This is a genomic window from Rhodococcus sp. IEGM 1330 (assembly GCF_033142445.1).
GTDB lineage: Bacteria > Actinomycetota > Actinomycetes > Mycobacteriales > Mycobacteriaceae > Rhodococcoides.
The window spans coordinates 16,553-37,492 of the sequence record NZ_JAWLSB010000016.1 but is presented as its reverse complement, the minus strand read 5'-3'; the positions used below and the strand labels follow the sequence as shown (position 1 = coordinate 37,492).

Here is a 20,940-nt window from a genome sequence, read left to right as displayed (position 1 = left end):
CGATGTTCACCTTGAACGAGGACGAGCGAGCGATCAACGACACCGCTCGCGAATTCGCCGACGAGTTCCTGGCGCCCAATGCCATCGAATGGGATCAGCAGAAACACTTTCCGGTCGACGTTCTGCGCAAGGCAGCGGGACTGGGAATGGGCGGCATCTACATTCGCGAGGATGTGGGTGGATCGGGTCTGACCAGAGTCGACTCGGTGCGGATCTTCGAGCAACTGGCCACCGGTGACCCGTCCATCGCGGCATACATCTCCATTCACAACATGGTGGCGTGGATGATCGACACCTACGGAAACGACGAGCAACGGCAGCGTTGGCTCCCGGGCCTGTGCGCGATGGACCAGCTGGGGAGCTACTGCCTCACCGAGCCCGGCGCGGGATCCGATGCTGCGATGCTCGCTACCAAGGCAGTGCGCGACGGCGATGAATACGTGCTGGACGGCGTCAAGCAATTCATTTCCGGCGCAGGCACATCCGAGGTGTACGTCGTGATGGCGCGCACCGGTGCAGCGGGGCCGCGTGGCATCTCGGCGTTCATCGTGCCGAAGGACTCCGCGGGACTCTCGTTCGGAGCCAACGAGAAGAAGATGGGGTGGAATGCTCAGCCCACCCGCCAGGTCGTCCTCGAAGGAGTCCGCATCCCGGCCGAGAATCTACTCGGTGACGAGGGCGACGGGTTCCGTATCGCGATGAACGGACTCAACGGCGGACGCATCAACATCGCCGCGTGTTCGATCGGCGGAGCGCAGTCCGCTCTCGACAAGGCCGTTGCCTACCTCGCCGAGCGCAAGGCGTTCGGGGCACGGTTGCTCGATGCGCAGGCGCTCCAGTTCCGACTTGCCGATTTCAAGACCGAACTCGAGGCCGCCCGTACGCTGCTGTGGCGGGCCGCGGACGCGTTGCAGAACGACGCTCCGGACAAGGTCGAAATGTGCGCGATGGCAAAGCGTTTCGGAACCGATACCGGGTTCGACGTCGCCAACGGAGCGCTGCAACTGTTGGGCGGCTACGGCTACCTCAGTGAATACGGCGTCGAGAAGATAGTTCGTGACCTTCGGGTGCACCAGATTCTGGAAGGCACCAACGAAATCATGCGGGTGGTCGTCGCTCGGTCGATCGTGGGTGCCGCATGAGCGACGTGATCCTCGAGGTCTCCGGCGGTATCGGTCGGATCACCCTGAACCGCCCCAAAGCCATCAATGCGCTCGATCATGCGATGGTTCGTGAGATCGCACCGGCATTGGCGCAGTGGGCAACCGACGACGCTGTCGACCTCGTCCTTCTGACCGGAGCCGGTGAGCGCGGACTGTGTGCCGGCGGCGATATCGTCTCCATCTACCACGACGCCAAAGACGGCGGCAGCGGTAGCAAGGACTTCTGGCGCGAGGAGTACATCCTCAACGCCGCGATCGCTCGGTTCCCCAAGCCGTTCGTTGCCATCATGGACGGCATCGTCATGGGCGGAGGCGTCGGGCTCTCGGCACATGCCAACACTCGCATCGTCACCGAGCGATCGAAGATCGCGATGCCCGAGGTCGGAATCGGCTTCGTTCCGGATGTGGGTGGCACGTACCTGCTCTCGCGTGCCCCGGGCGAGATCGGCACCCACTTCGCGCTCACCACGGCGCGAATGGATGCCGCCGACGCCATCGCGGTCGGCTTCGCCGATCACTACATCCCCTCCGACAAGCTGGAAGACTTCTACTCGGCACTCGAGACGGTCAGCGTCGGAGAGGCCGTCGCAACGTTCAGTGAGCCGGCACCGGAGTCCACAGTTGTCGGTCAGCAGGGATGGATCGACGAGTGCTACGCCGGCGACGACGTCCAAGGCATCGTGGACGCTCTGGCCGCCAGCACAGTGCCGGAGGCGCAGAAGTCGGCGCAGGACATTGCGTCCAAATCGCCTGTGTCGCTGGCCGTGACTCTGAGATCGCTGCGTCGGGCAGGGACGCTGCCGACGCTCGAGGCGGTGCTCGACGAGGAATACCGGGTGTCGGTCGCGTCGCTGTCCAGCCACGACCTCGTCGAGGGAATCCGAGCACAGGTGGTCGAGAAGGACCGCAACCCGCAATGGCAACCGCGTACGTTGGCAGACGTCACGCCAGAGGACATCGACCGGTACTTCGCACCTCTCGGGGACGCGGAACTGGGCCTGTCGAACGCACACACAGAAGGTGAGCAGTCATGAGCGAGAAGACGATCGGCTTCATCGGCCTCGGCCACATGGGTGGACCGATGGCCGCCAATCTGGCTGCGGCCGGCTACACGGTGCAGGGCTTCGACCTGGTTCCCGCCGCGCTCGAGCAGGCCACGAAGGACGGCGTCACCGTGGTGGAGTCGGCCGTGGCCGCCGTCGCCGATGCCGACATCGTCATCACGATGCTGCCCAACGGCAGACTGGTACTCGGGTTGTACGCGGACCTGCTGCCTGCTGCCGCGCCGGGCACGTTGTTCATCGACTCCTCGACTATCGACGTCGCCGACGCTCACGCCGCGCACACGCTTGTGCACGAGGCCGGCCATCGCAGTCTCGACGCGCCGGTTTCCGGCGGTGTCGGGGGAGCCGCCGCCGGAACGCTGACCTTCATGGTCGGCGGATCCGAGGAGGATTTCGCCTCTGCTGCAGCAGTTCTCGACGTCATGGGTCGCAAGGTGGTGCACTGCGGCGCGGCGGGCAACGGCCAAGCTGCCAAGATCTGCAACAACATGATCCTCGGAGTGTCGATGATCGCGATCAGTGAGGCCTTCGTGCTGGGGGAGAAGCTGGGTCTGAGCAACCAGGCACTGTTCGACGTGGCGTCGACTGCGTCCGGTCAATGCTGGGCACTGACCACGAACTGCCCGGTACCCGGACCGGTCCCGACGAGCCCTGCCAACAACGAGTACAAGCCCGGCTTCGCGGCGGCTCTCATGGACAAGGACCTGGGTCTGGCGGCGAATGCACTGCGCGACAACGGTGTCGAGGGCGTCCTGGGTCTGGCCGCAGCCGAGCTGTACGCTCGATTCAAGGAAACGTCCGGGGGCGGCACCGATGTCGACTTCTCCGGAATCATCAACGACATCCGCGAGCGCTCGAACGGAGCAGGCCTGTGAGTGAGTACGAGACGATTCTGCTCGAGCGTCGGGGACGCGTCGGCATCATCACACTCAACCGTCCGAAGGCGTTGAACGCGCTCAACTCCGAGCTGATGCGTGAAGTGGTCTCGGTGGTCGACGAGCTCGACGCTGACTCCGACATCGGTGCGATCCTGATCACCGGCTCCGAGCGGGCATTCGCGGCCGGGGCCGACATCAAGGAGATGCAGCCCAAGTCCTACATGGACGTGTATCTCGACGATTTCTTCGCCGCCTGGGATCGACTGGCATCGGCTCGGACGCCGCTGATCGCAGCGGTCTCCGGTTACGCGCTCGGCGGCGGGTGTGAACTGGCGATGCTGTGCGACGTGCTGATCGCCTCGGACACTGCGGTATTCGGACAACCCGAGATCAAACTGGGCGTCATTCCGGGAATCGGCGGGTCACAGCGCCTGACGCGTGCGGTGGGCAAGGCCAAGGCCATGGAGATGTGCTTGACCGGTCGCAACATGAAGGTCGAGGAAGCCGAGCGAGCAGGATTGGTCTCGCGCATCGTGCCGGTCGCCGATCTGCTCGACGACGCCATCGCGACCGCCACCACCATCGCCGAGATGTCGCTACCGGTCACCATGATGGCGAAGGAAGCGGTGAACCGATCGTTCGAGTCGAGCCTTCGCGAGGGTGTTCTGTTCGAGCGCCGCGTGTTTCACTCCACGTTCGCCACCGAGGATCAGAAGGAAGGCATGTCGGCTTTCATCGAGAAGCGGACGCCGAACTTCCAGCACCGGTAACTGATCTTCTGGGTCGTTCCGCAGGCTCCATTCCGGGGGTCGCCCTACCTGTCGGGGGACAGGAGGGCGGCCCCGCGGGCCGAGACCAGCTCCGGCATCGACGGCACCAGCGTCGTCAGGCCGGTCCGCAGCTCGAGAGACCGCGCTATCGAGGTGATGTTCGCGCCGCCGCCGACCACGACGATGGACTGCGGCCTGGCACCGGACAATTGGATGGTCTGCTCCACCAGCATGCCCGCGTACCGCACCGGTCCGGCGATCAGATCGTCGAAGTCGCGTAGGGTCAGCACATGCCGCGCAGCACCGGATGGATCAGCGGTGCTGACGACGGAGTCGACGCTCAGTTGCTCCTTGATGGATCGGCTGGCGTCGATTCCGACGCGAACGCCGTTGGACGAGAGCAACCTGCGAACCGAGTGATCGAGATCGTCGCCGCAGAACGTGGCAGTGCGTCGCGTCATGAGGGTGCGAGTGGACGCGAGATCGATGACGGTGACCGTGGTTCCGGTGCTACCGATATCGCACAACACGGTGACGCCGTGATTGGGTACCAGCCCGATGAAACGCAGATAGCGCACTTGCGCAGCGGTTTCCGGAACGAGCGATGCCGTGCGAGCCGTACCTCGGGTGGCGACCGAGCCGGGATCGGTGGCAACCCGGTAGGCGATGGCCGAGAACTGAACCGGGAGCGACATCGTCGCGGCGATGGAGTGGATGGCGTCTACGCCGGTGGCGATCGTGGTGGACAACGACTGTCCAGGAGCGCGGCGCACCGTCCGCGACACGATGGGTGTGCGGTGGGGGCTGTCCAGATACGTCAGAATTGCGCGTGCACCGTGCGCACCCGCTCCGACCCCCAACACCAGCACCCCGCCCCGCCCTTCAGCAGATCGACTCCGCCCCGTTCCCAGTGCAATTGCACCACGAACGGTACGGGTGTGCCATTGTCTTGTGACGAGTCACCATCGAACTCAGAACGATGTGGTGATGTCATCACTGTCGAAATCGCCTGCATCCGAACGCAGTTCCGCCAAAATCCGAACGAGCGACAGTAACTTGTCCCGCGCCAGCCCGGGGTGTGCGAACACCAGCGAGTTCAGGCGCTCGGTGGCCTCCACTGCCAACGTGCGCCCCTGCTCGGTGATTTCGACCAGCGTGGTGCGCCGATCGCTCGGATGCGGGATGCGTCGAACGTATCCCACGGACTCGAGGCGATCGACAGCGTTGGTCACGCTCGTGGGATGCACCTGCAGACGTGCACTCGCCTTCGCCATCGGCAGAGCGCCGTTCTTGGTGAAGGTCAACAACGTCAGCAATTCGTAGCGCGAAAAGGTCAGTCCCGTCGGCTTCAACGCTTCCTCGACTCGGGCGAGCATGATCTGCTGCGCACGCATCAACGACGTCACTGCGGCCATACCGTCGGCAGCATCGGACCACCCGTGCGCGGTCCACTGGCGGTGTGCCTCTGCAATGGGATCGAGGGGAAGCGGAGACGGTGCTGGCATACCGACCATCCTCCCACGGTGTCCGGTTCCGGCGTCTACCGAATCACGACGCGAGGTACTGCGAGCGGAACCCGATCCGTGATCGCCGCGCGGGCGAGCGAGATCTGCTCTCGGGCTTCGGCTGTGCGGGCGGTATCGGTGTCGCCGGAGGCCAACGCGCGGTCCAGCAGGTCCAGTTGGGTCAGTACGGCGTCGACGTTCTCGGAATGCTGTGCCGCACGACCGACTCGCTCGGCGAGACGAATGCCGGCCTGCACCACCATGGGGCTGCCGGTGCCGTAGATCCGTACGGCGTCGAGGGCATGGTCGATCAGTGACGGAACGGCGACGCGGCGGGTGATCACCCGCACGGTGCCGTCGGAGCCGCAACGAGCACGAGACGGCATGGGGCGCTGGACGACCGCGACAAGTCCGACCGTGAGATCGTCGATGGCGTTGCGTGCCGTGTACGGATCGTTGACCCCTGTCGACAGGGCGCGCACCGCCATTTCGGTCATCTGCTCGACGGCGAAAGCGATGTCGTGCCGGGGTGTTCGACTGGTGCCGATGTCGAACGACCCTCGAACTCGGCCGATCGCGTCCGCGGAGATGTCTGCCGAGCGATCGGCCAGAATGTCGGCGAGCGGTTCACCGGCAACGACATGTTCACCGGGTACTCGGTGAATGTCGATCATTGTGTCGGTGTCGGCAGCGATGTCCAGTACGGCGCTTTCGTCGATGTCGATGATCACCCCGGACTCCTCGGCCAGCACCGTGGTGTAGACGGGCGGCTTCACGATGTGCTCCGCCGACGCTGCATCGGTGGGTTGCTTGGGCGGGTAGAGCGCGTCGACGGACTCCGACAGTTCGTCTCGGACGCGGCCGGACAGCGTCGCCACTTGGATCGACTGCGCGATGTGATGAATGAAGTAGACGAGCACACCGACGTCGACCACCGCGAGCGCAACGGCAACGTTGACGGCGATGTCCGGAACGAAGACCGACCCGTCGGATTCGATCGAGCGAATCGACCGCAGCACCATCAGCGAGTACAGGAACGTGGCACCGAAGATGCCGAGCACTACCTGATTGCCGCGATCCGCCATGAAGTTGCGCACCAGGCGGGGGCCGTACGAGGAACTGGCGGTGGCGAGGACCGAGATGGTGATGGAGAACGACGTCGCGGCCACGCCGAGCATCGACCCGCCGATGGCACCGAGGATGTCGCGGCTACCGCTGGCACCCACGTGATAGAGCAGCGAGCCCGTCAGATCCACGCGGGTGTCGAGCAGGTAGCGATCGAGACTCACCAGGGCCTGCGCGAGCACGAGTGCGACAACTCCGAGGACGGCAGGAATGAACCAGAACGATTCCCGCAGCTTCGCCATGTGTTCCTTCATGACGCTCAGTCTTCCCGTGGGCGTCCGAATCAACCCTCGGTCTTCGAATCACGGTGATCGAAAGGGTGGATCTCGGGCAGCGAACACGGCATGGTCATCGGTGATGCGGGTGTGGCCGAGTGGCTAGGCACCGGCCTGCAAAGCCGTTCACACGGGTTCGAATCCCGTCGCTCGCTCTGTTCGATCGAGACCGACCAGCAATGGTCGGTCTCGATTCGTTTCCCATCAGGCGAGCAGAGCCGGCTTTCGTGCCACGGTGACGGCCCAATCCGCGTCGGCGCGCCAGGGACGCAGATCCCACGTCGCGAATCTGTGTTCCACGGCGAAGCCGACCGCAGTCAGATCCTCGTCGAGCATGCCGACGGTGTACTCCCGGTCGGTGGCGAATCCGGTGACGAACACTCCGCCGTCGGTCAGGTGGGCCCAGATACGTTGGAGCGCTGCGCGTTCGGTACCGGGCTTCATGAAGACGAGTACGTTGCCCGCTGCCACGGCTGCGTCGAACGTTCGTCCCAGATCCAGAGACGTCAGATCGGCGACATGCACGTCGAGTTCGGGGTGTGCTCGCGCGGCCTCGGCCAGGACCGGATCGAGATCCACTGCGGTCACACGGTGTCCGCGTCGGGCCAACTCCGCACCGAGTCGGCCGGTCCCGCATCCGGCATCGAGAATGCTCGACGCGGGGGAGACCACCGCGTCGACCATGCGGGCCTCACCGTGGAGATCCACGCCGCGTTCGGCCAGGCGCTCGAATCGCTCGATGTAGCGCGCGGAATCGTCTGCAGAGTTCTCGGCTTGCCAGCGTGTGGTCACCCCGCCAGGGTAGGTCAGCTCGGTTCTTCGAGGGCCGACCGGGCTTCGGCAACCCGGGCGCGGGCCTTCTCGTGTGTCTCCGTTGCCGACCGTGCGCGGACGGCACTCGCTTCATGTGCTTCCCGTGCCACCTGTGCGCGGGCCTTCGCCGCAGTCAGCTCCGACTCGATTCGCTCGACTTCTGCTGCAGCGCTGCGTACTTCGGTTGCCGTCCGTTCGGTGTCGGACTGTGCTTCGTCGAATTCGACGGCCGCGGCGTCGAGGTACGATTCGGCCGACTCGAGTTCGGCGAGCAGTCGGTTCCGTTCGGCTTCATCGGTTGTTTGCCGGTCGTCCTCGATCTCCGCAGACGCCGGGTCGGACTGGTCGTCGTCGTCATCATCATCGTCGTCGTCGGGCGCGTCGGGAACGAGGGAGAGCAGCGCAGGTCCGAAGCCGCTGTACGTTTCGGCCACCACGGTTCTGCCCGCGCGGACGCGGTCGCGTATCTCGGCATCGGCCATCGCCGCGTTCAGGGTGTTGGAGATCTCGCGGGCAGCGTTGTCACCGACGGTCGCCCCGAGGTCGCGTCCCAGCGAGACTGCTCGGTCGGTCAGGGCGCGTATCGAAGTGCTTCGAGCAGTGGACAATTCGCGTAGCCGGAGGCCGTCGCCGCGCTGCTGGGCTCGTTCGAGTTGCTCACCCAGATCGAACAGTTCCGCCAGGGCCGATTCGTCTCGCCGAGCGAGTGTGTTCACCAACCACGCCACGACCGTGGGCTTGCGAAGGGCACCGATGCGGGTGGCACCGGCTTTGTCGCCGGCTTTCTTGAACCGGGTGACGTACGCGGCGCGATGCGATACGAACTCAGCGGGAGGGAGTGAATACAGGTCGTCGACGACGGTCTCGACTCGGGGGAGATTCTCGGACATCGAAGTCCACCGTCTCGTTCGAGCAGCCACCGTACAACGGTGACGTGCGTGAAAGATGTGTGCCCCCGGCAGGATTCGAACCTGCGGCCTTTCGCTCCGGAGGCGAACGCTCTATCCCCTGAGCTACGGGGGCGCACCGGACGAACCGGTGTGCCTGTTGGGCTGTACGAAAGACTAGCGCATCCGCGACCCGAGTCGAAATCACCCCTCGGGCAGCGGCTGAGCACCCTTCTCGGCGAGCATCTGTTTCATCAGGGTCGACTCGCTGGTCTGGGTGGCAACCATGGACTTCGCCAGATTGATCACCGCCGGTGACTGCGCGTGAGTCTGGGCGTACTGCATCATCGCCACACCGCCTTCGTGGTGGCGCAGCATGAGCTGTAGGAACATCACGTCGACGTCCGTGCCAGTGGCCTGGCGAAGTGCGGCGAGTTCAGCGGAACTGGCCATGCCCGGCATGGCCCTGGTGGGATCCGAGGATCCGGGATCCATGGACATCCCGCCCATCGAGTGACCGTGAGAGTCGTCCTCGGCCATCCAGGTCATGTAGCCGTCGGTCGAGATCGGCGCTCGGTCCCACAGGGCCAACCAGCCCTGCATCTGTCCCACCTGGTTCTGCTGCGAGGTGAGCATGTCGAACGCCAGATTCTTGACGGACTGATCGGAGGCGTTGGTCAACGCCACCGCGGCCATCTCGATGGCCTGGTTGTGGTGCACGGTCATGTCCTGAGCGAAGCCGACATCGACCGAGTCCGCGGCGGGTGCACTGTCGTCGCCGCCCAACGGACTCTGCACCAGAAAGCCCAGGGCGAAGCCGATCGCCAGGACGGCGATCAGCGCCAGGGCCACCAGCGCGGTGCGCTGACTCGGCTTGGCCGCGGACGTGGTGACTCCCGCGTTCTCGGTCGGTGTCGGTTCGGTCATCAGTTGGTGGGGATCTGGAGATCGCTCGGCAGCTGCGCCCCGCCGGCTCCGCCGGTCTCGCTGGCGTCGGGAGTGATTCCGGCACCGTCCATCGGCACCGCATCCGCGCCGGGGGCGGAGGCATCGAACAGCGGCGGGTTGTCCGGGTCGAAGCCGTCGCCGCTGGTGTTCGGGACCGACGCGCAGCTGGCACCGACCTCCGGGTAGGCGAAGCGATTGAGTCGCAGTGCAGAGATGAACTGGCTGATGCGTTCGTCGTCCACGCTGTCCAACTTGAGCTGGTGGCCCCAGGACTGCAGCGAGACCGGGGAATCGAGGCCGGGGTACGGCGACATCATCATCTGCGTTTCACCGTCGACGCGATCGGCCAGTGACTGGACCTGGTCCGCGTTCAGATCGTCGGGGTTGTAGGTGACCCAGACGGCACCGTGCTCGAGGGAGTGCACCGCATTCTCGGTACGGATGGCCTCGGGATAGACGATTCCCGTGCAGGTGGCCCACACGGCATCGTGCGGTCCACCGAACGGCGGAGACTGGTCGTAGGCGACCCGCTGTGTGCGCCCGACGTGAAGAGCCGCGGCGTACTCCTGCACGGTCACGCCCTCGATGCCGGTCGACGGATCCTGATTGGCCTCGCTGGGCGCGAACTTCTGCGCCTCGGCTCGGTCCTGGTACTTCGGATACAGATTGATCCCGAGGCCCGCAACGAGACCGACAACCACAACGACACCGGCAACCGTCAGCCAGGGAATCTGCCTGCCCGTGGCGGTGGGCACGCCGCCCTTCTTCTTGCGAGCTGACTTCTTGTTGGCTGCATTGATGGCTTTGTCTGCCTTCGCAGCCGACTTGTTCTGACTGCCTTTGTCGGGACCCGTTGGCATCGCTGTAGTTGCTCTCTCAGTCGAGGAAAGGTGGTGGTCGGTAGCGCTGGTGATGCGTATCTGCTGGTGACGGCATCATTGGATGAGCGTCGGCGCAGAGCGTCCTCACTGTACGTTCTCCGCCTGAGAGCGTGCTCAGAGCCTGCGCGTACCGCGTCGGCCGAGGCTGCTCGCGGGCAGACGGGCAGTGGATGCGAGGACGCCGTGCACCAGCCAATAGGATAGCTACCTGTGACTCCCGCCGATCTTGCCGAACTGCTTCACGCGACCGCCGCGAAGGTGCTTGCCGACCGCGGCCTGGATGCATCCGTCCTCCCTGCGAAGCTGACCGTCGAGCGTCCCCGCAATCCCGAGCACGGCGACTACGCGACCAACGTGGCACTCCAGGTCGCGAAGAAAGCCGGAGCCAATCCCCGCGACTTCGCCGGCTGGCTCGCCGAGGCTCTCGCCGCCGACGCCGCCATCGCCGACGCCGACGTCGCAGGCCCCGGATTTCTGAACATCAGGCTGGCCGCTGCAGCGCAAGGCGAGATCGTTGCCCGCGTGCTCGCAGCAGGCGCGGCGTTCGGCAACGGCTCATCGATGGCAGGCAAGAAGGTCAATCTCGAGTTCGTCTCGGCCAACCCGACCGGCCCGGTACACCTCGGCGGTACCCGGTGGGCAGCCGTCGGCGATGCGCTCGGTCGGATCCTGACCGCCCACGGTGCCGAGGTCACTCGTGAGTACTACTTCAACGATCACGGCGCACAGATCGCCCGCTTCAGCCGGTCCCTGATCGCCGCCGCAAAGGGCGAACCCGCTCCGGAGAACGGCTACGCAGGCGAGTACATCGCCGAGATCGCGGAGCAGGTTCTCGCGAAGGAGCCGGAAGCGCTCGCGCTGGCCCCCGAGGCACAGGAAGAGACGTTCCGGTCGATCGGCACCCAGCTGATGTTCGACCGGATCAAGGCCAATCTGCACGAGTTCGGCGTCGACTTCGATGTCTACTTCCACGAGAACTCGCTGTTCGACTCGGGTGCTGTCGAGAAGTCGGTCGAGTACCTCAAGAGCTCCGGAAGCCTCTACGAGGAGGACGGCGCCTGGTGGCTGCGGTCCACCGAGTACGGAGACGACAAGGATCGCGTCGTCATCAAGAGCGACGGCAACGCCGCCTACATCGCCGGCGACATCGCCTACTTCCAGAACAAGCGGCAGCGCGGGTTCGACCTGTGCATCTACATGCTCGGAGCAGACCACCACGGATACATCGGACGCCTCAAGGCAGCCGCAGCAGCCTTCGGCGACGACCCCGAGACCGTCGAGGTGTTGATCGGGCAGATGGTCAACCTGGTGCGCGACGGTGTGGCCGTGAAGATGAGCAAGCGCGCCGGTACCGTCATCACGCTCGACGACCTCGTCGATGCCATCGGCGTCGATGCCTCCCGGTACGTCATGATCCGGTCGTCCGTCGACTCGAGCATCGACATCGATCTCGCCCTGTGGGCGAGTGCGAGCAACGAGAACCCCGTCTACTACGTCCAGTACGCGCACGCCCGCCTGGCCTCGCTCGCGCGCAATGCCGCCGAACTCGGAATCAGTGCGGAACAACCGGATCTGAGCTTGCTCACTCACGAGCAGGAAGGCGAGCTGATCAGGACGGTCGGCGAGTACCCGCGTGTGGTGACCAGCGCTGCCGAACTACGTGAGCCACACCGAATCGCCCGCTACCTCGAAGAGTTGGCGGGGGCCTACCACCGTTTCTACGGTGCGTGTCGAGTACTTCCACAAGGAGACGAGGAGCCCGGACCTGTGAACACCGCACGACTGGCGTTGGGGAACGCGACCCGGCAGGTCTTGGCCAACGGCCTCGAACTGCTCGGGGTCAGCGCACCGGAGCGCATGTGAGCGCACATCCGGCAGGACCCAAGCATGCCGATGCCCCCGCGAAAGAGTCGATGTCCCATCGTCCGGCCGACGCGTCGGAGATGACGACGCTGCCCGAGCAGGTGTGGCCCCGCAACGCCGAGCGCGGTGAGGACGGAACCGTCCGTCTCGCCGGAGTGTCGGTCACCGAGCTCGCGGAGCAGTACGGCACACCGTTGTTCGTCATCGACGAGGACGACTTCCGTTCGCGCTGCCGTGAAATGGCCGCCGCATTCGGGGCACCCGAACGAGTTCACTACGCCTCCAAGGCTTTCCTGTGCGGAGAGATCGCACGCTGGGTGGCCGACGAAGGGCTCTCACTCGACATCTGCTCCGGAGGCGAGCTGGCCATAGCGTTGGCTGCCGGATTCCCAGCTGACCGAATTGCCATGCACGGCAACAACAAATCGGTCGCCGAGCTCGAGGCGGGCGTGCGTGCAGGCGTCGAGCATGTGGTACTCGACTCCAACATCGAGATCGACCGTCTCGACGGCGTCGCCGGTGCGGCCGGTGTGGTGCAGGACGTTCTGATTCGCATCACCGTCGGTGTCGAAGCGCATACGCACGAGTTCATCGCCACCGCGCACGAGGATCAGAAGTTCGGCTTCTCTCTCGCCGACGGCTCGGCACTCGACGCCGTCCGGCGCGTGTTCGCTGCCGACAACCTTCGCCTCGTCGGACTGCACAGTCACATCGGTTCGCAGATATTCGAGGTCGACGGCTTCGAACTGGCAGCGCACAAGGTGATCGGGCTGCTACGAGACATCGTCTCGGAGTTCGGCGTCGAGAAGACCGCGCAGATCTCGACACTGGATCTCGGTGGCGGCATGGGTATTTCGTACGTGCCGAGTGACGATCCGCCCCCGGTGGAGCAACTCGCGGCGAAGTTGACCGCCATCGTGGAGACGGAGTCCGCCGCAGTAGGACTACCGGTCCCGACGATCGCCGTCGAGCCGGGCCGCGCCATCGCCGGACCGGGCACCGTCACGCTCTACGAGGTCGGCACGATCAAGGATGTCACCGTCGACAAGTCGACGCGCAGGCGCTACATCAGCGTCGACGGCGGCATGAGCGACAACATCCGAACCTCGCTCTACCAGGCCGAATACGACTGTCGATTGGTCTCGCGCTCGAGCGATGCCGAGGCAGTCGTGGCACGGGTGGTCGGAAAGCATTGCGAGAGCGGCGACATCGTCATCAAGAACACATGGATGCCGGCAGACGTGGGGCCCGGTGACCTGCTCGCGGTAGCGGCCACGGGGGCCTACTGCTACTCCATGTCCAGTCGCTACAACCTGCTGACGCGGCCCGCTGTGGTTGCGGTCAAGGACGGGCATTCGCGCCTGATCCTGCGGCGGGAAACCATCGAAGATCTGCTCAGCTTGGAGGTTCAGCCATGACATCGAAGCCGATAGGCGTCGCCGTACTCGGACTCGGAAACGTCGGTAGCGAGGTCGTCCGCATCCTCACCGAGAACGCCGAGGACTTCGAAGCGAGAATCGGTGCGCCGCTGGCGATTCGAGGTATCGCAGTGCGTCGAGTCGACGGCGATCGTGGAGTACCGGCCGAGCTGCTCACCGACGACCCGGCCGAACTGGTCGGCCGCGACGACGTCGACATCGTCGTCGAGGTACTCGGCGGCATCGACATTCCCCGCAAGTTGGTGCTGTCTGCGCTGGAGAAGGGCAAGTCCGTCATCACGGCGAACAAGGCCCTGCTGGCCGAGTACACCGGAGAACTGGCAGACGCGGCCGAGAAGTCGCGTGCCGACCTGTATTTCGAGGCCGCTGTGGCCGGAGCCATTCCCGTGGTTCGTCCGCTGATGCAGTCCCTCGCGGGTGACCGCGTGAACAAGGTTGCCGGCATCGTCAACGGCACCACCAACTTCATCCTCTCGGCCATGGACGAGACCGGAGCGGACTACGCCGAAACCCTCGCCGAGGCAGGGCGTCTGGGTTACGCCGAGGCCGACCCGACCGCTGACGTCGAGGGCTACGACGCTGCATCGAAGGCCGCCATCCTGGCGTCCATCGCGTTCCATACGCGAGTCACTGCCGGTGACGTCTACCGCGAGGGCATCAGCAAGATCACCTCGGACGATCTCGAAACCGCGAAATCGCTGGACTGCACCATCAAGCTGCTGGCCATCTGCGAGCGAATCGTCACGCCCAAGGGCAAGGAGCGAATCTCCGCTCGGGTCTACCCCGCGCTCGTTCCGCTGAACCACCCGTTGGCATCGGTGAACGGTGCGTTCAACGCCGTGGTCGTCGAAGCAGAGGCCGCCGGACGCCTGATGTTCTACGGCCAGGGTGCCGGCGGTGCGCCGACCGCGTCTGCCGTACTCGGCGACCTGGTGATGGCCGCTCGCAACAAGTTCTACGGCGGACGGGGCCCGCTCGAATCGAAGTACGCCAAGCTCAAGGTGGCCCCCATGGGTGACATCCTCACTCGCTACTACGTCAGCATGCAGGTCGCGGACAAGCCAGGCGTTCTCGCCACGGTGGCGGCCGAGTTCTCCAAGCGCGACGTCAGCATCTCCACGGTGCGTCAGCAGGGCTCGGGTGACGGAGCCAGGCTCGTCGTGGTCACGCACCTCGCGGCCGACTCCGCACTGTCCGACACCGTTGCATCCCTCGAGCAGCTCGACGTCGTCGTCCACGTCGCCAGCGTTCTCCGATTGGAAGGCACCACCGTATGAGCGTCCACACCCCCTGGCCCGGTCTGATCGAGGCATACCGCTCGCGTCTGGCGATCGGCCCGGATTGGAAGACCGTCACGCTGCGCGAGGGCGGCACCCCGCTGTTGCCGGCCGGGCACCTGTCCGAACTGACCGGGTGCACAGTGCATCTGAAGGTCGAGGGTCTCAACCCCACCGGCTCCTTCAAGGACCGCGGCATGACGATGGCTGTCACCGACGCGCTGGCCCGAGGCCAGGAAGCCGTTCTGTGCGCCTCGACCGGCAACACCTCGGCCTCCGCAGCCGCCTACGCGGCCAAGGCCGGAATGAGCTGTGCCGTACTGGTTCCGCAGGGCAAGATCGCCATGGGCAAGCTCGCTCAGGCAGTCATGCACGGAGCCAAGATCATTCAGGTGCAGGGCAACTTCGACGATTGCCTCGAACTGGCCCGCAAGACCACGGCCGAGTTCCCGACCATCGGTCTGGTCAACTCCGTCAACCCCGTCCGCATCGAAGGCCAGAAGACCGCGGCCTTCGAGATCTGCGACGCCCTCGGCGACGCACCGGACATCCATGCACTTCCGGTCGGCAACGCAGGCAACATCACCGCGTACTGGCGCGGCTACTCGGAGTACTTCCGTGACGGTCTCACCACGCGCAAGCCGCGGATGCTCGGAGTCCAGGCCGCGGGCGCCGCTCCTCTGGTTCACGGTGCGCCGGTGAAGGATCCGGAAACGATCGCCACCGCAATCCGGATCGGCTCGCCCGCATCCTGGAACGGTGCCGTCAACGCCAAGGAAGAATCCAACGGAGCATTCCGCGCAGCGACCGACGAGGAGATCCTCGAGGCGTACCGATTGATCGCGAAGACCGAGGGCGTGTTCGTCGAGCCCGCCTCCGCGGCGAGTGTCGCCGGGCTCCTCGCGGCTCGAAAGGAAGGCTGGCTCGAACCGGGCCTGACCGTCGTGTGCACGGTCACCGGAAACGGGCTCAAGGATCCCGATACCGCATTGGCGGGAATGCCTGTCGTAGAACCGATTTCGGTCGATCCCGTCGCTGTCGCGGCTGCGCTCGAGCTGGCCTGAGTTGACGGAATCTCCGGCCATGACGACGACACTGCCCATCGGGCTCACGGTCACCGCGCGCGTCCCGGCGTCCAGTGCCAACCTCGGACCCGGATTCGACAGTCTCGGAATCGCTTTGGGGCTGTACGACGAGATCGAGGTCACGACCACCGCGTCGGGACTGCGGATACACGTCGACGGTGAGGGTTCGGCGGACGTGCCGTGGGGGCCGACGCATCTGGTGGTGCGCGCCATCGAGCGGGGACTCGAAGCTGCCGGAGTGTGGGCGGACGGCCTGGATGTTCACTGCCGCAACGTAATTCCGCATTCGAGGGGGCTCGGTTCCTCGGCGTCGGCTGTGGTCGGGGGCCTCGCTGCCGCCAACGCGCTCGCCGCGAAAGTGGATCGGTCGCTTGCGCTGTCGGAGGGCCAGCTCGTCCAGCTGTCGTCGGAATTCGAGGGTCATCCCGACAATGCGTCGGCGAGTTGCCTCGGCGGTGCGGTGGTGTCGTGGAGCGAACCGCCCAATGCCAGTGTGACGGCGCGGAAGTACGCGGCGGTTCGGCTCGAGGTGCATCCGAGCATCAAGGTCGTCGTGCTCGTACCGTCCGAACGCTCGTCGACGTCGCACACCCGAGGACTGTTGCCCGAGTTGGTGCCCCACCGAGACGCAGCCTTCAACGTCAGTCGAAGTGCCCTTGCGGTCGTAGCGCTGACCGAACGTCCGGATCTGCTGATGGCGGCAACCGAGGATCTGCTGCATCAAGGTCAACGTGCTCAGGCGCTGCCCGATACCACCCGTTGGATCGCCACCTTACGTGCGCGGTCGATCGCCGCAGTGGTCTCCGGCGCGGGCCCGACGGTGATGGCGCTGTGCACCGAGGAGTTTCCGGCCGATCTGCGCGACGCCGCAGCGGCCGAGGGGTGGCGGGTGCTCGACCTCGACGTGGCCGACGGAGTCACCATCGCGTGACAAACGCCGAGTAGGGTTCTTGCCGAGCGGGGACAACGGCGCTATGGTGAACCCTGTCCGTACATCGTGCGCTTCAGACGCCGGTTTCGTCAGGGCAATCAGGTCGCTGTATTCGGGGGATTCAAACGTCCGAGTGATGTGACGCTCCTGACTCGATCCTTCCCGTGGTTCTCTGCGGTCTCGGATCGATGGCGTCGTCGACGGAGTGCGTCGAACATGAACGGCAATATCCGAGTTCGGTAGAACGCCGAACTGCGGAACGAACCCTCTGCTGCGCATCGAGCGAGCGAGGGAAGGAAAGGACCTCCGTGACCGATACGGAACTTATCTCTGCGCCCGAAACGTCACGCCGACGTGCAGGCCTGTCCGGAATGGTTCTCACCGAGCTGCGCAGCCTCGCTGGTGAACTCGGTATCAAGAGCGTTTCCGGTATGCGCAAGGGCGATCTGATCGCTGCGATCTCCGAGCGGCAATCGGGCAGCGCACCGGCCAAGTCGGACGCACCGAAGTCGGACGCACCCAGGTCGCGTCGTGCCGCTGCATCCGCGCCGGCCGTCGAGGACCGGCCTGCAGCCGAGACGGCACCGAAGCAGTCGGCTCCCGAAGCGCCGTCCTCGGACGCACCCGCGACGCAATCGGGCGATTCTGCCGATGCGGCTCCCGAGACGGGCCGCCGTACACGCGGTCGTCGTGCCGCAGGTCGGCGCGCCGGTGCTCCCGATCAACTCCCACTCGACGACAGCAACGATTCGGCTGGATCCGCTCCCGCGGCTACCGATTCGCCGGCACCCGCGCCGGAGGCCGAGAAGCAGGACGAGACCGGCGACACGGCCGCCACCGAGCGCCCACGCCGTAGCCGCGGCGAACGTAACCGCCAGGACGGGTCGGAACGCGAACCGCGTGACGCCGACGGCAACCGCGACAACGCGAACCGTGACTCCGGAAGCCGCAATCAAGGCGACCGGGACGGCTCCAACCGCGAGAACGGCAACCGTGACAACGGAAACCGCAATCAGGGTGACCGGGAGAACTCCAACCGCGACGGCGGCGGTCGCAATCAGGGCGGTCGCAATCGCAATCAGGGCGACGGTCGCAACGACAACCGCAACGAGGATCGCAACAACGGTCCGCGCGACAACCGCGACAACAACCAGGACGACGACGGTGAAGGCCGCGGACGTCGGGGACGTCGGTTCCGTGAACGCCGTCGCGGACGCGACCGTGGCGAAGGCAACGAGGGTGGCGGTGGCCGCGAGCGCGACACCGAGATTCGCGAGGACGATGTTCTTCAGCCGGTAGCCGGCATCCTCGACGTTCTCGACAACTACGCGTTCGTCCGAACCTCCGGCTACCTCGCCGGACCCAACGACGTCTACGTGTCGATGAACCTCGTTCGCAAGAACGGCCTTCGACGCGGCGACGCGGTGACCGGTGCGGTTCGAGTGGCACGCGAAGGCGAGCAGTCCAGCCAGCGGCAGAAGTTCAACCCGCTCGTGCGTCTGGACACCGTCAACGGGGGAGAGGTCGAGGCCGCGCGCAAGCGTCCGGAATTCGGCAAGCTCACCCCGTTGTACCCCAATCAGCGGCTGCGTCTCGAGACGCAGCAGAACATCCTGACCACGCGCATCATCGACTTGGTGATGCCGATCGGCAAGGGCCAACGCGCGCTCATCGTCAGCCCGCCGAAGGCAGGTAAGACGAGCGTTCTGCAGGCGATCGCCAACGCGATCGCCATCAACAATCCCGAGTGCTACCTGATGGTCATCCTCGTCGACGAGCGTCCCGAGGAAGTGACGGACATGCAGCGCTCCGTCAAGGGCGAGGTCATCGCGTCGACGTTCGACCGGCCGCCGGGCGACCACACCGCGGTGGCCGAGCTGGCTATCGAACGGGCCAAGCGTCTGGTCGAAGCCGGCCAGGACGTGGTGGTTCTGCTCGACTCGATCACCCGTCTGGGACGTGCGTACAACAACAGCTCGCCCGCATCGGGCCGAATCCTGTCCGGTGGTGTCGACTCGACCGCGTTGTATCCGCCGAAGCGATTCCTCGGTGCGGCTCGAAACATCGAGCACGGCGGATCGTTGACGATCATCGCCACGGCCATGGTCGAAACCGGATCCACCGGCGACACCGTGATCTTCGAGGAGTTCAAGGGCACCGGTAACGCCGAGCTCAAGCTCGATCGCAAGATCGCCGAACGCCGCGTGTTCCCGGCAGTCGACATCAACCCGTCGAGCACCCGCCACGACGAGCTGCTCCTTGCTCCCGACGAGGCTGCCGTTGTGCACAAGCTGCGGCGCGTGTTGTCCGGACTCGACTCGCATCAGGCCATCGACCTGCTGGTCGACCGTCTGAAGAAGAGCAAGAACAACCTCGAGTTCCTGATGGAAGTCTCCAAGACTGCGCCGGGCGGGACGAACGACTGACGGTTGTCCTCCGGATCTTTCGTCCGGGGAACAAGTCGACAGGTGCGCGCGTTGTAAGCATCTGTCGGCACAGAAGTACCGGCGATTAGCAGGTCAGATGCACGCTCTGGCATAATCAACGGCCGAGTCCGGTTCCGGTTCACGTCTTCGATCGGCGAAGACGACCCGGCGACCACTAGAGAGAACGGTAAGGACACCATGAAGGCAGGAATTCACCCCGACTACACACTGACGACAGTCGTCTGTGGTTGCGGCAATACTTTCGAGACCCGAAGCACCACCGACAAAGAGCGCATCAGCGTCGAGGTCTGCTCGCAGTGCCACCCCTTCTACACCGGCAAGCAGAAGATTCTCGACACCGGCGGCCGCGTCGCTCGCTTCGAGGCTCGCTACGGCAAGCGCGCCGGCAAGAAGGCCGACGCAGACAGCTAGCTGTTTCGCCGACGCCCGTCCTGTGCATCACAGGACGGGCGTCGGCTTTTTTGTGTCCACATTCAGTTGCACCGGCGTTCGAGAGTGAGTCATCAACATGGCGAGAACAGACAAGCCTTCGGCCATCGACGACATTCTCGCCGAACACTCCGGACTCGAGCAGCAACTCGCCGACCCAGCTCTGCACAACGATCCCTCCGCGGCCCGCAGAGCAGGCAAGAGATTCGCCGAACTGGCCCCCATCATGTCCGCGCACACCAAGCTGACCTCCGCGCAGGGCGACCTCGAAGCTGCACGTGAATTGGCGGCCGACGATTCGTCGTTCGCGGCCGAGGTTCCAGACCTCGAGGCGACGGTGGTGCAGCTGGAGCAGACTCTGACCGACTTGTTGGCACCACGTGACCCGCACGACGGCGACGACATCGTGATGGAGGTCAAGTCGGGTGAGGGTGGCGAGGAATCGGCGCTCTTCGCAGCCGATCTCGCGCGGATGTACGTGCGCTACGCCGAACGCCGCGGGTGGCGGGTCGAGGTCCTCGACGCCAACGTCTCGGACCTCGGCGGATACAAGGACGCGACCCTGTCCATCAAGACCAAGGATCCGCTCGACGGCGTCTGGTCACGGTTGAAGTTCGAGGGTGGGGTCCACCGCGTGCAGCGGGTACCGGTCACCGAATCACAGGGACGCGTGCACACCTCTGCGGCCGGAATCCTGGTGTATCCGGAACCGGACGAGGTCGAAGAAGTTCAGATCGACGAGACAGATCTGCGCATCGACGTGTATCGCTCATCCGGCAAGGGCGGGCAGGGCGTCAACACCACCGACTCCGCAGTCCGGCTCACGCACCTTCCCACGGGCATCGTGGTCACTTGCCAGAACGAGCGCTCGCAGCTGCAGAACAAGGCACGCGCGATGCAGGTTCTCGCCGCTCGCCTGCAGGCGGCCGCAGAGGAAGCAGCCAACGAAGAGGCCTCGGCCGGACGAGCCAGCCAGGTGCGCACCGTCGACCGCTCGGAGCGGATCAGAACCTACAACTACCCCGAGAACCGCATCACCGATCACCGCATCGGGTTCAAGGCGCACAACCTCGATGCCCTGCTCGACGGCGAAATGGATGCGTTGCTCGACGCGCTCGCCAAGGCGGACCGCGACGCGCGCATGCAAGCAGAGTAGCTGC

The 20,940-nt window shown here is 65.1% G+C and carries 19 protein-coding genes and 2 tRNA genes; 13 read left to right on the top strand and 8 right to left on the bottom strand.

Features of this window, described 5'->3' with window-relative positions; translation table 11 throughout:
- Positions 1-2 precede the first annotated feature (2 nt).
- The 4 genes from R4P57_RS25860 to R4P57_RS25845 are packed head-to-tail and all read left to right on the top strand — an operon-like array spanning position 3 to position 3,875.
- A complete protein-coding gene (locus R4P57_RS25860; protein ID WP_317805722.1) occupies positions 3-1,142 on the top strand; it encodes an isobutyryl-CoA dehydrogenase in 1,140 nt (379 codons plus the stop codon).
- On the top strand, positions 1,139-2,197 hold the full coding sequence (locus R4P57_RS25855; RefSeq protein WP_317805721.1) for an enoyl-CoA hydratase/isomerase family protein: 1,059 nt from the start codon (positions 1,139-1,141) through the stop codon (positions 2,195-2,197). The genes R4P57_RS25860 and R4P57_RS25855 overlap by 4 nt, the downstream gene beginning before the upstream one ends.
- Positions 2,194-3,102 (top strand): 3-hydroxyisobutyrate dehydrogenase, encoded by a 909-nt coding sequence (mmsB, locus tag R4P57_RS25850; protein ID WP_317805720.1) that lies wholly within the window; start codon positions 2,194-2,196, stop codon positions 3,100-3,102. Before R4P57_RS25855 ends, mmsB begins: the two co-directional genes overlap by 4 nt.
- Entirely contained in the window at positions 3,099-3,875 is a 777-nt protein-coding gene (locus R4P57_RS25845) for an enoyl-CoA hydratase (protein WP_317805719.1), read from the top strand. The genes mmsB and R4P57_RS25845 overlap by 4 nt, the downstream gene beginning before the upstream one ends.
- A gap of 44 nt (positions 3,876-3,919) precedes the next feature.
- Here R4P57_RS25845 and R4P57_RS25840 read toward each other — a convergent pair whose 3' ends face one another.
- From R4P57_RS25840 to R4P57_RS25830, 3 genes are all read right to left on the bottom strand, one after another.
- Positions 3,920-4,744, bottom strand: coding sequence for a hypothetical protein (locus tag R4P57_RS25840; RefSeq protein ID WP_317805718.1), 825 nt, complete (start codon positions 4,742-4,744; stop codon positions 3,920-3,922).
- A gap of 102 nt (positions 4,745-4,846) precedes the next feature.
- Positions 4,847-5,380, bottom strand: coding sequence for a MarR family transcriptional regulator (locus R4P57_RS25835; protein WP_317805717.1), 534 nt, complete (start codon positions 5,378-5,380; stop codon positions 4,847-4,849).
- 35 nt (positions 5,381-5,415) lie between these two features.
- On the bottom strand, positions 5,416-6,759 hold the full coding sequence (locus R4P57_RS25830) for a DUF2254 domain-containing protein (RefSeq protein WP_317805716.1): 1,344 nt from the start codon (positions 6,757-6,759) through the stop codon (positions 5,416-5,418).
- A gap of 105 nt (positions 6,760-6,864) precedes the next feature.
- Between R4P57_RS25830 and R4P57_RS25825 the strand changes: the two genes are divergently transcribed.
- Positions 6,865-6,935: transfer RNA gene (locus R4P57_RS25825), tRNA-Cys, on the top strand.
- Between the two features lie 49 nt (positions 6,936-6,984).
- Here the strand turns inward: R4P57_RS25825 and R4P57_RS25820 are convergent.
- From R4P57_RS25820 to R4P57_RS25800, 5 genes are all read right to left on the bottom strand, one after another.
- Positions 6,985-7,572: a class I SAM-dependent methyltransferase gene (locus tag R4P57_RS25820; protein ID WP_317805715.1), complete on the bottom strand. Its 588-nt coding sequence runs from the start codon at positions 7,570-7,572 to the stop codon at positions 6,985-6,987.
- Between the two features lie 14 nt (positions 7,573-7,586).
- Entirely contained in the window at positions 7,587-8,483 is an 897-nt protein-coding gene (locus R4P57_RS25815) for a hypothetical protein (RefSeq protein ID WP_317805714.1), read from the bottom strand.
- 60 nt (positions 8,484-8,543) lie between these two features.
- Positions 8,544-8,616, bottom strand: a tRNA-Arg gene (locus R4P57_RS25810).
- Between the two features lie 68 nt (positions 8,617-8,684).
- A complete protein-coding gene (locus R4P57_RS25805; RefSeq protein ID WP_317805712.1) occupies positions 8,685-9,407 on the bottom strand; it encodes a DUF305 domain-containing protein in 723 nt (240 codons plus the stop codon).
- Positions 9,407-10,288 carry a DUF3105 domain-containing protein gene (locus tag R4P57_RS25800; protein ID WP_317805711.1) on the bottom strand — a complete coding sequence of 294 codons (882 nt, stop codon included), beginning with the start codon at positions 10,286-10,288 and terminating at the stop codon, positions 9,407-9,409. Before R4P57_RS25800 ends, R4P57_RS25805 begins: the two co-directional genes overlap by 1 nt.
- A 231-nt stretch (positions 10,289-10,519) precedes the next feature.
- Between R4P57_RS25800 and argS the strand changes: the two genes are divergently transcribed.
- The 8 genes from argS to prfA all read left to right on the top strand — a co-directional run bounded on the left by argS (position 10,520) and on the right by prfA (position 20,936).
- Positions 10,520-12,172, top strand: a complete 1,653-nt coding sequence (gene argS / locus R4P57_RS25795) for an arginine--tRNA ligase (protein ID WP_317805710.1) — start codon at positions 10,520-10,522, stop codon at positions 12,170-12,172.
- On the top strand, positions 12,169-13,590 hold the full coding sequence (lysA, locus tag R4P57_RS25790) for a diaminopimelate decarboxylase (protein WP_317805709.1): 1,422 nt from the start codon (positions 12,169-12,171) through the stop codon (positions 13,588-13,590). The genes argS and lysA overlap by 4 nt, the downstream gene beginning before the upstream one ends.
- Positions 13,587-14,888, top strand: a complete 1,302-nt coding sequence (locus tag R4P57_RS25785) for a homoserine dehydrogenase (RefSeq protein ID WP_317805707.1) — start codon at positions 13,587-13,589, stop codon at positions 14,886-14,888. The genes lysA and R4P57_RS25785 overlap by 4 nt, the downstream gene beginning before the upstream one ends.
- On the top strand, positions 14,885-15,952 hold the full coding sequence (thrC, locus tag R4P57_RS25780; protein WP_057477861.1) for a threonine synthase: 1,068 nt from the start codon (positions 14,885-14,887) through the stop codon (positions 15,950-15,952). Before R4P57_RS25785 ends, thrC begins: the two co-directional genes overlap by 4 nt.
- Positions 15,953-15,971: 19 nt before the next feature.
- A complete protein-coding gene (gene thrB / locus R4P57_RS25775; RefSeq protein ID WP_317805704.1) occupies positions 15,972-16,904 on the top strand; it encodes a homoserine kinase in 933 nt (310 codons plus the stop codon).
- Positions 16,905-17,275: 371 nt separating this feature from the next.
- The gene (gene rho, locus R4P57_RS25770) at positions 17,276-19,330 is read left to right on the top strand and encodes a transcription termination factor Rho (protein WP_411742445.1); all 2,055 of its coding nucleotides are present in this window, start codon (positions 17,276-17,278) and stop codon (positions 19,328-19,330) included.
- Positions 19,331-19,528: 198 nt separating this feature from the next.
- A complete protein-coding gene (gene rpmE, locus R4P57_RS25765; RefSeq protein ID WP_008715081.1) occupies positions 19,529-19,762 on the top strand; it encodes a 50S ribosomal protein L31 in 234 nt (77 codons plus the stop codon).
- Positions 19,763-19,859: 97 nt separating this feature from the next.
- Positions 19,860-20,936 carry a peptide chain release factor 1 gene (prfA, locus tag R4P57_RS25760; RefSeq protein WP_317805702.1) on the top strand — a complete coding sequence of 359 codons (1,077 nt, stop codon included), beginning with the start codon at positions 19,860-19,862 and terminating at the stop codon, positions 20,934-20,936.
- Positions 20,937-20,940: the final 4 nt, after the last annotated feature.

Bases quoted from the DNA above. Each gene is read 5' to 3' on its own strand.
- prfA (WP_317805702.1), top strand. From the start codon at position 19,860: ATGGCGAGAACAGACAAGCCTTCGGCCATCGACGACATTCTCGCCGAA.
- rpmE (WP_008715081.1), top strand. From the start codon at position 19,529: ATGAAGGCAGGAATTCACCCCGACTACACACTGACGACAGTCGTCTGT.
- mmsB (WP_317805720.1), top strand. From the start codon at position 2,194: ATGAGCGAGAAGACGATCGGCTTCATCGGCCTCGGCCACATGGGTGGA.
- R4P57_RS25855 (WP_317805721.1), top strand. From the start codon at position 1,139: ATGAGCGACGTGATCCTCGAGGTCTCCGGCGGTATCGGTCGGATCACC.
- thrC (WP_057477861.1), top strand. From the start codon at position 14,885: ATGAGCGTCCACACCCCCTGGCCCGGTCTGATCGAGGCATACCGCTCG.
- R4P57_RS25785 (WP_317805707.1), top strand. From the start codon at position 13,587: ATGACATCGAAGCCGATAGGCGTCGCCGTACTCGGACTCGGAAACGTC.
- R4P57_RS25800 (WP_317805711.1), bottom strand. From the start codon at position 10,288: ATGCCAACGGGTCCCGACAAAGGCAGTCAGAACAAGTCGGCTGCGAAG.
- R4P57_RS25835 (WP_317805717.1), bottom strand. From the start codon at position 5,380: ATGCCAGCACCGTCTCCGCTTCCCCTCGATCCCATTGCAGAGGCACAC.
- thrB (WP_317805704.1), top strand. From the start codon at position 15,972: ATGACGACGACACTGCCCATCGGGCTCACGGTCACCGCGCGCGTCCCG.
- R4P57_RS25830 (WP_317805716.1), bottom strand. From the start codon at position 6,759: ATGAAGGAACACATGGCGAAGCTGCGGGAATCGTTCTGGTTCATTCCT.
- R4P57_RS25860 (WP_317805722.1), top strand. From the start codon at position 3: ATGTTCACCTTGAACGAGGACGAGCGAGCGATCAACGACACCGCTCGC.
- R4P57_RS25805 (WP_317805712.1), bottom strand. From the start codon at position 9,407: ATGACCGAACCGACACCGACCGAGAACGCGGGAGTCACCACGTCCGCG.
- rho (WP_411742445.1), top strand. From the start codon at position 17,276: ATGGTTCTCACCGAGCTGCGCAGCCTCGCTGGTGAACTCGGTATCAAG.
- R4P57_RS25815 (WP_317805714.1), bottom strand. From the start codon at position 8,483: ATGTCCGAGAATCTCCCCCGAGTCGAGACCGTCGTCGACGACCTGTAT.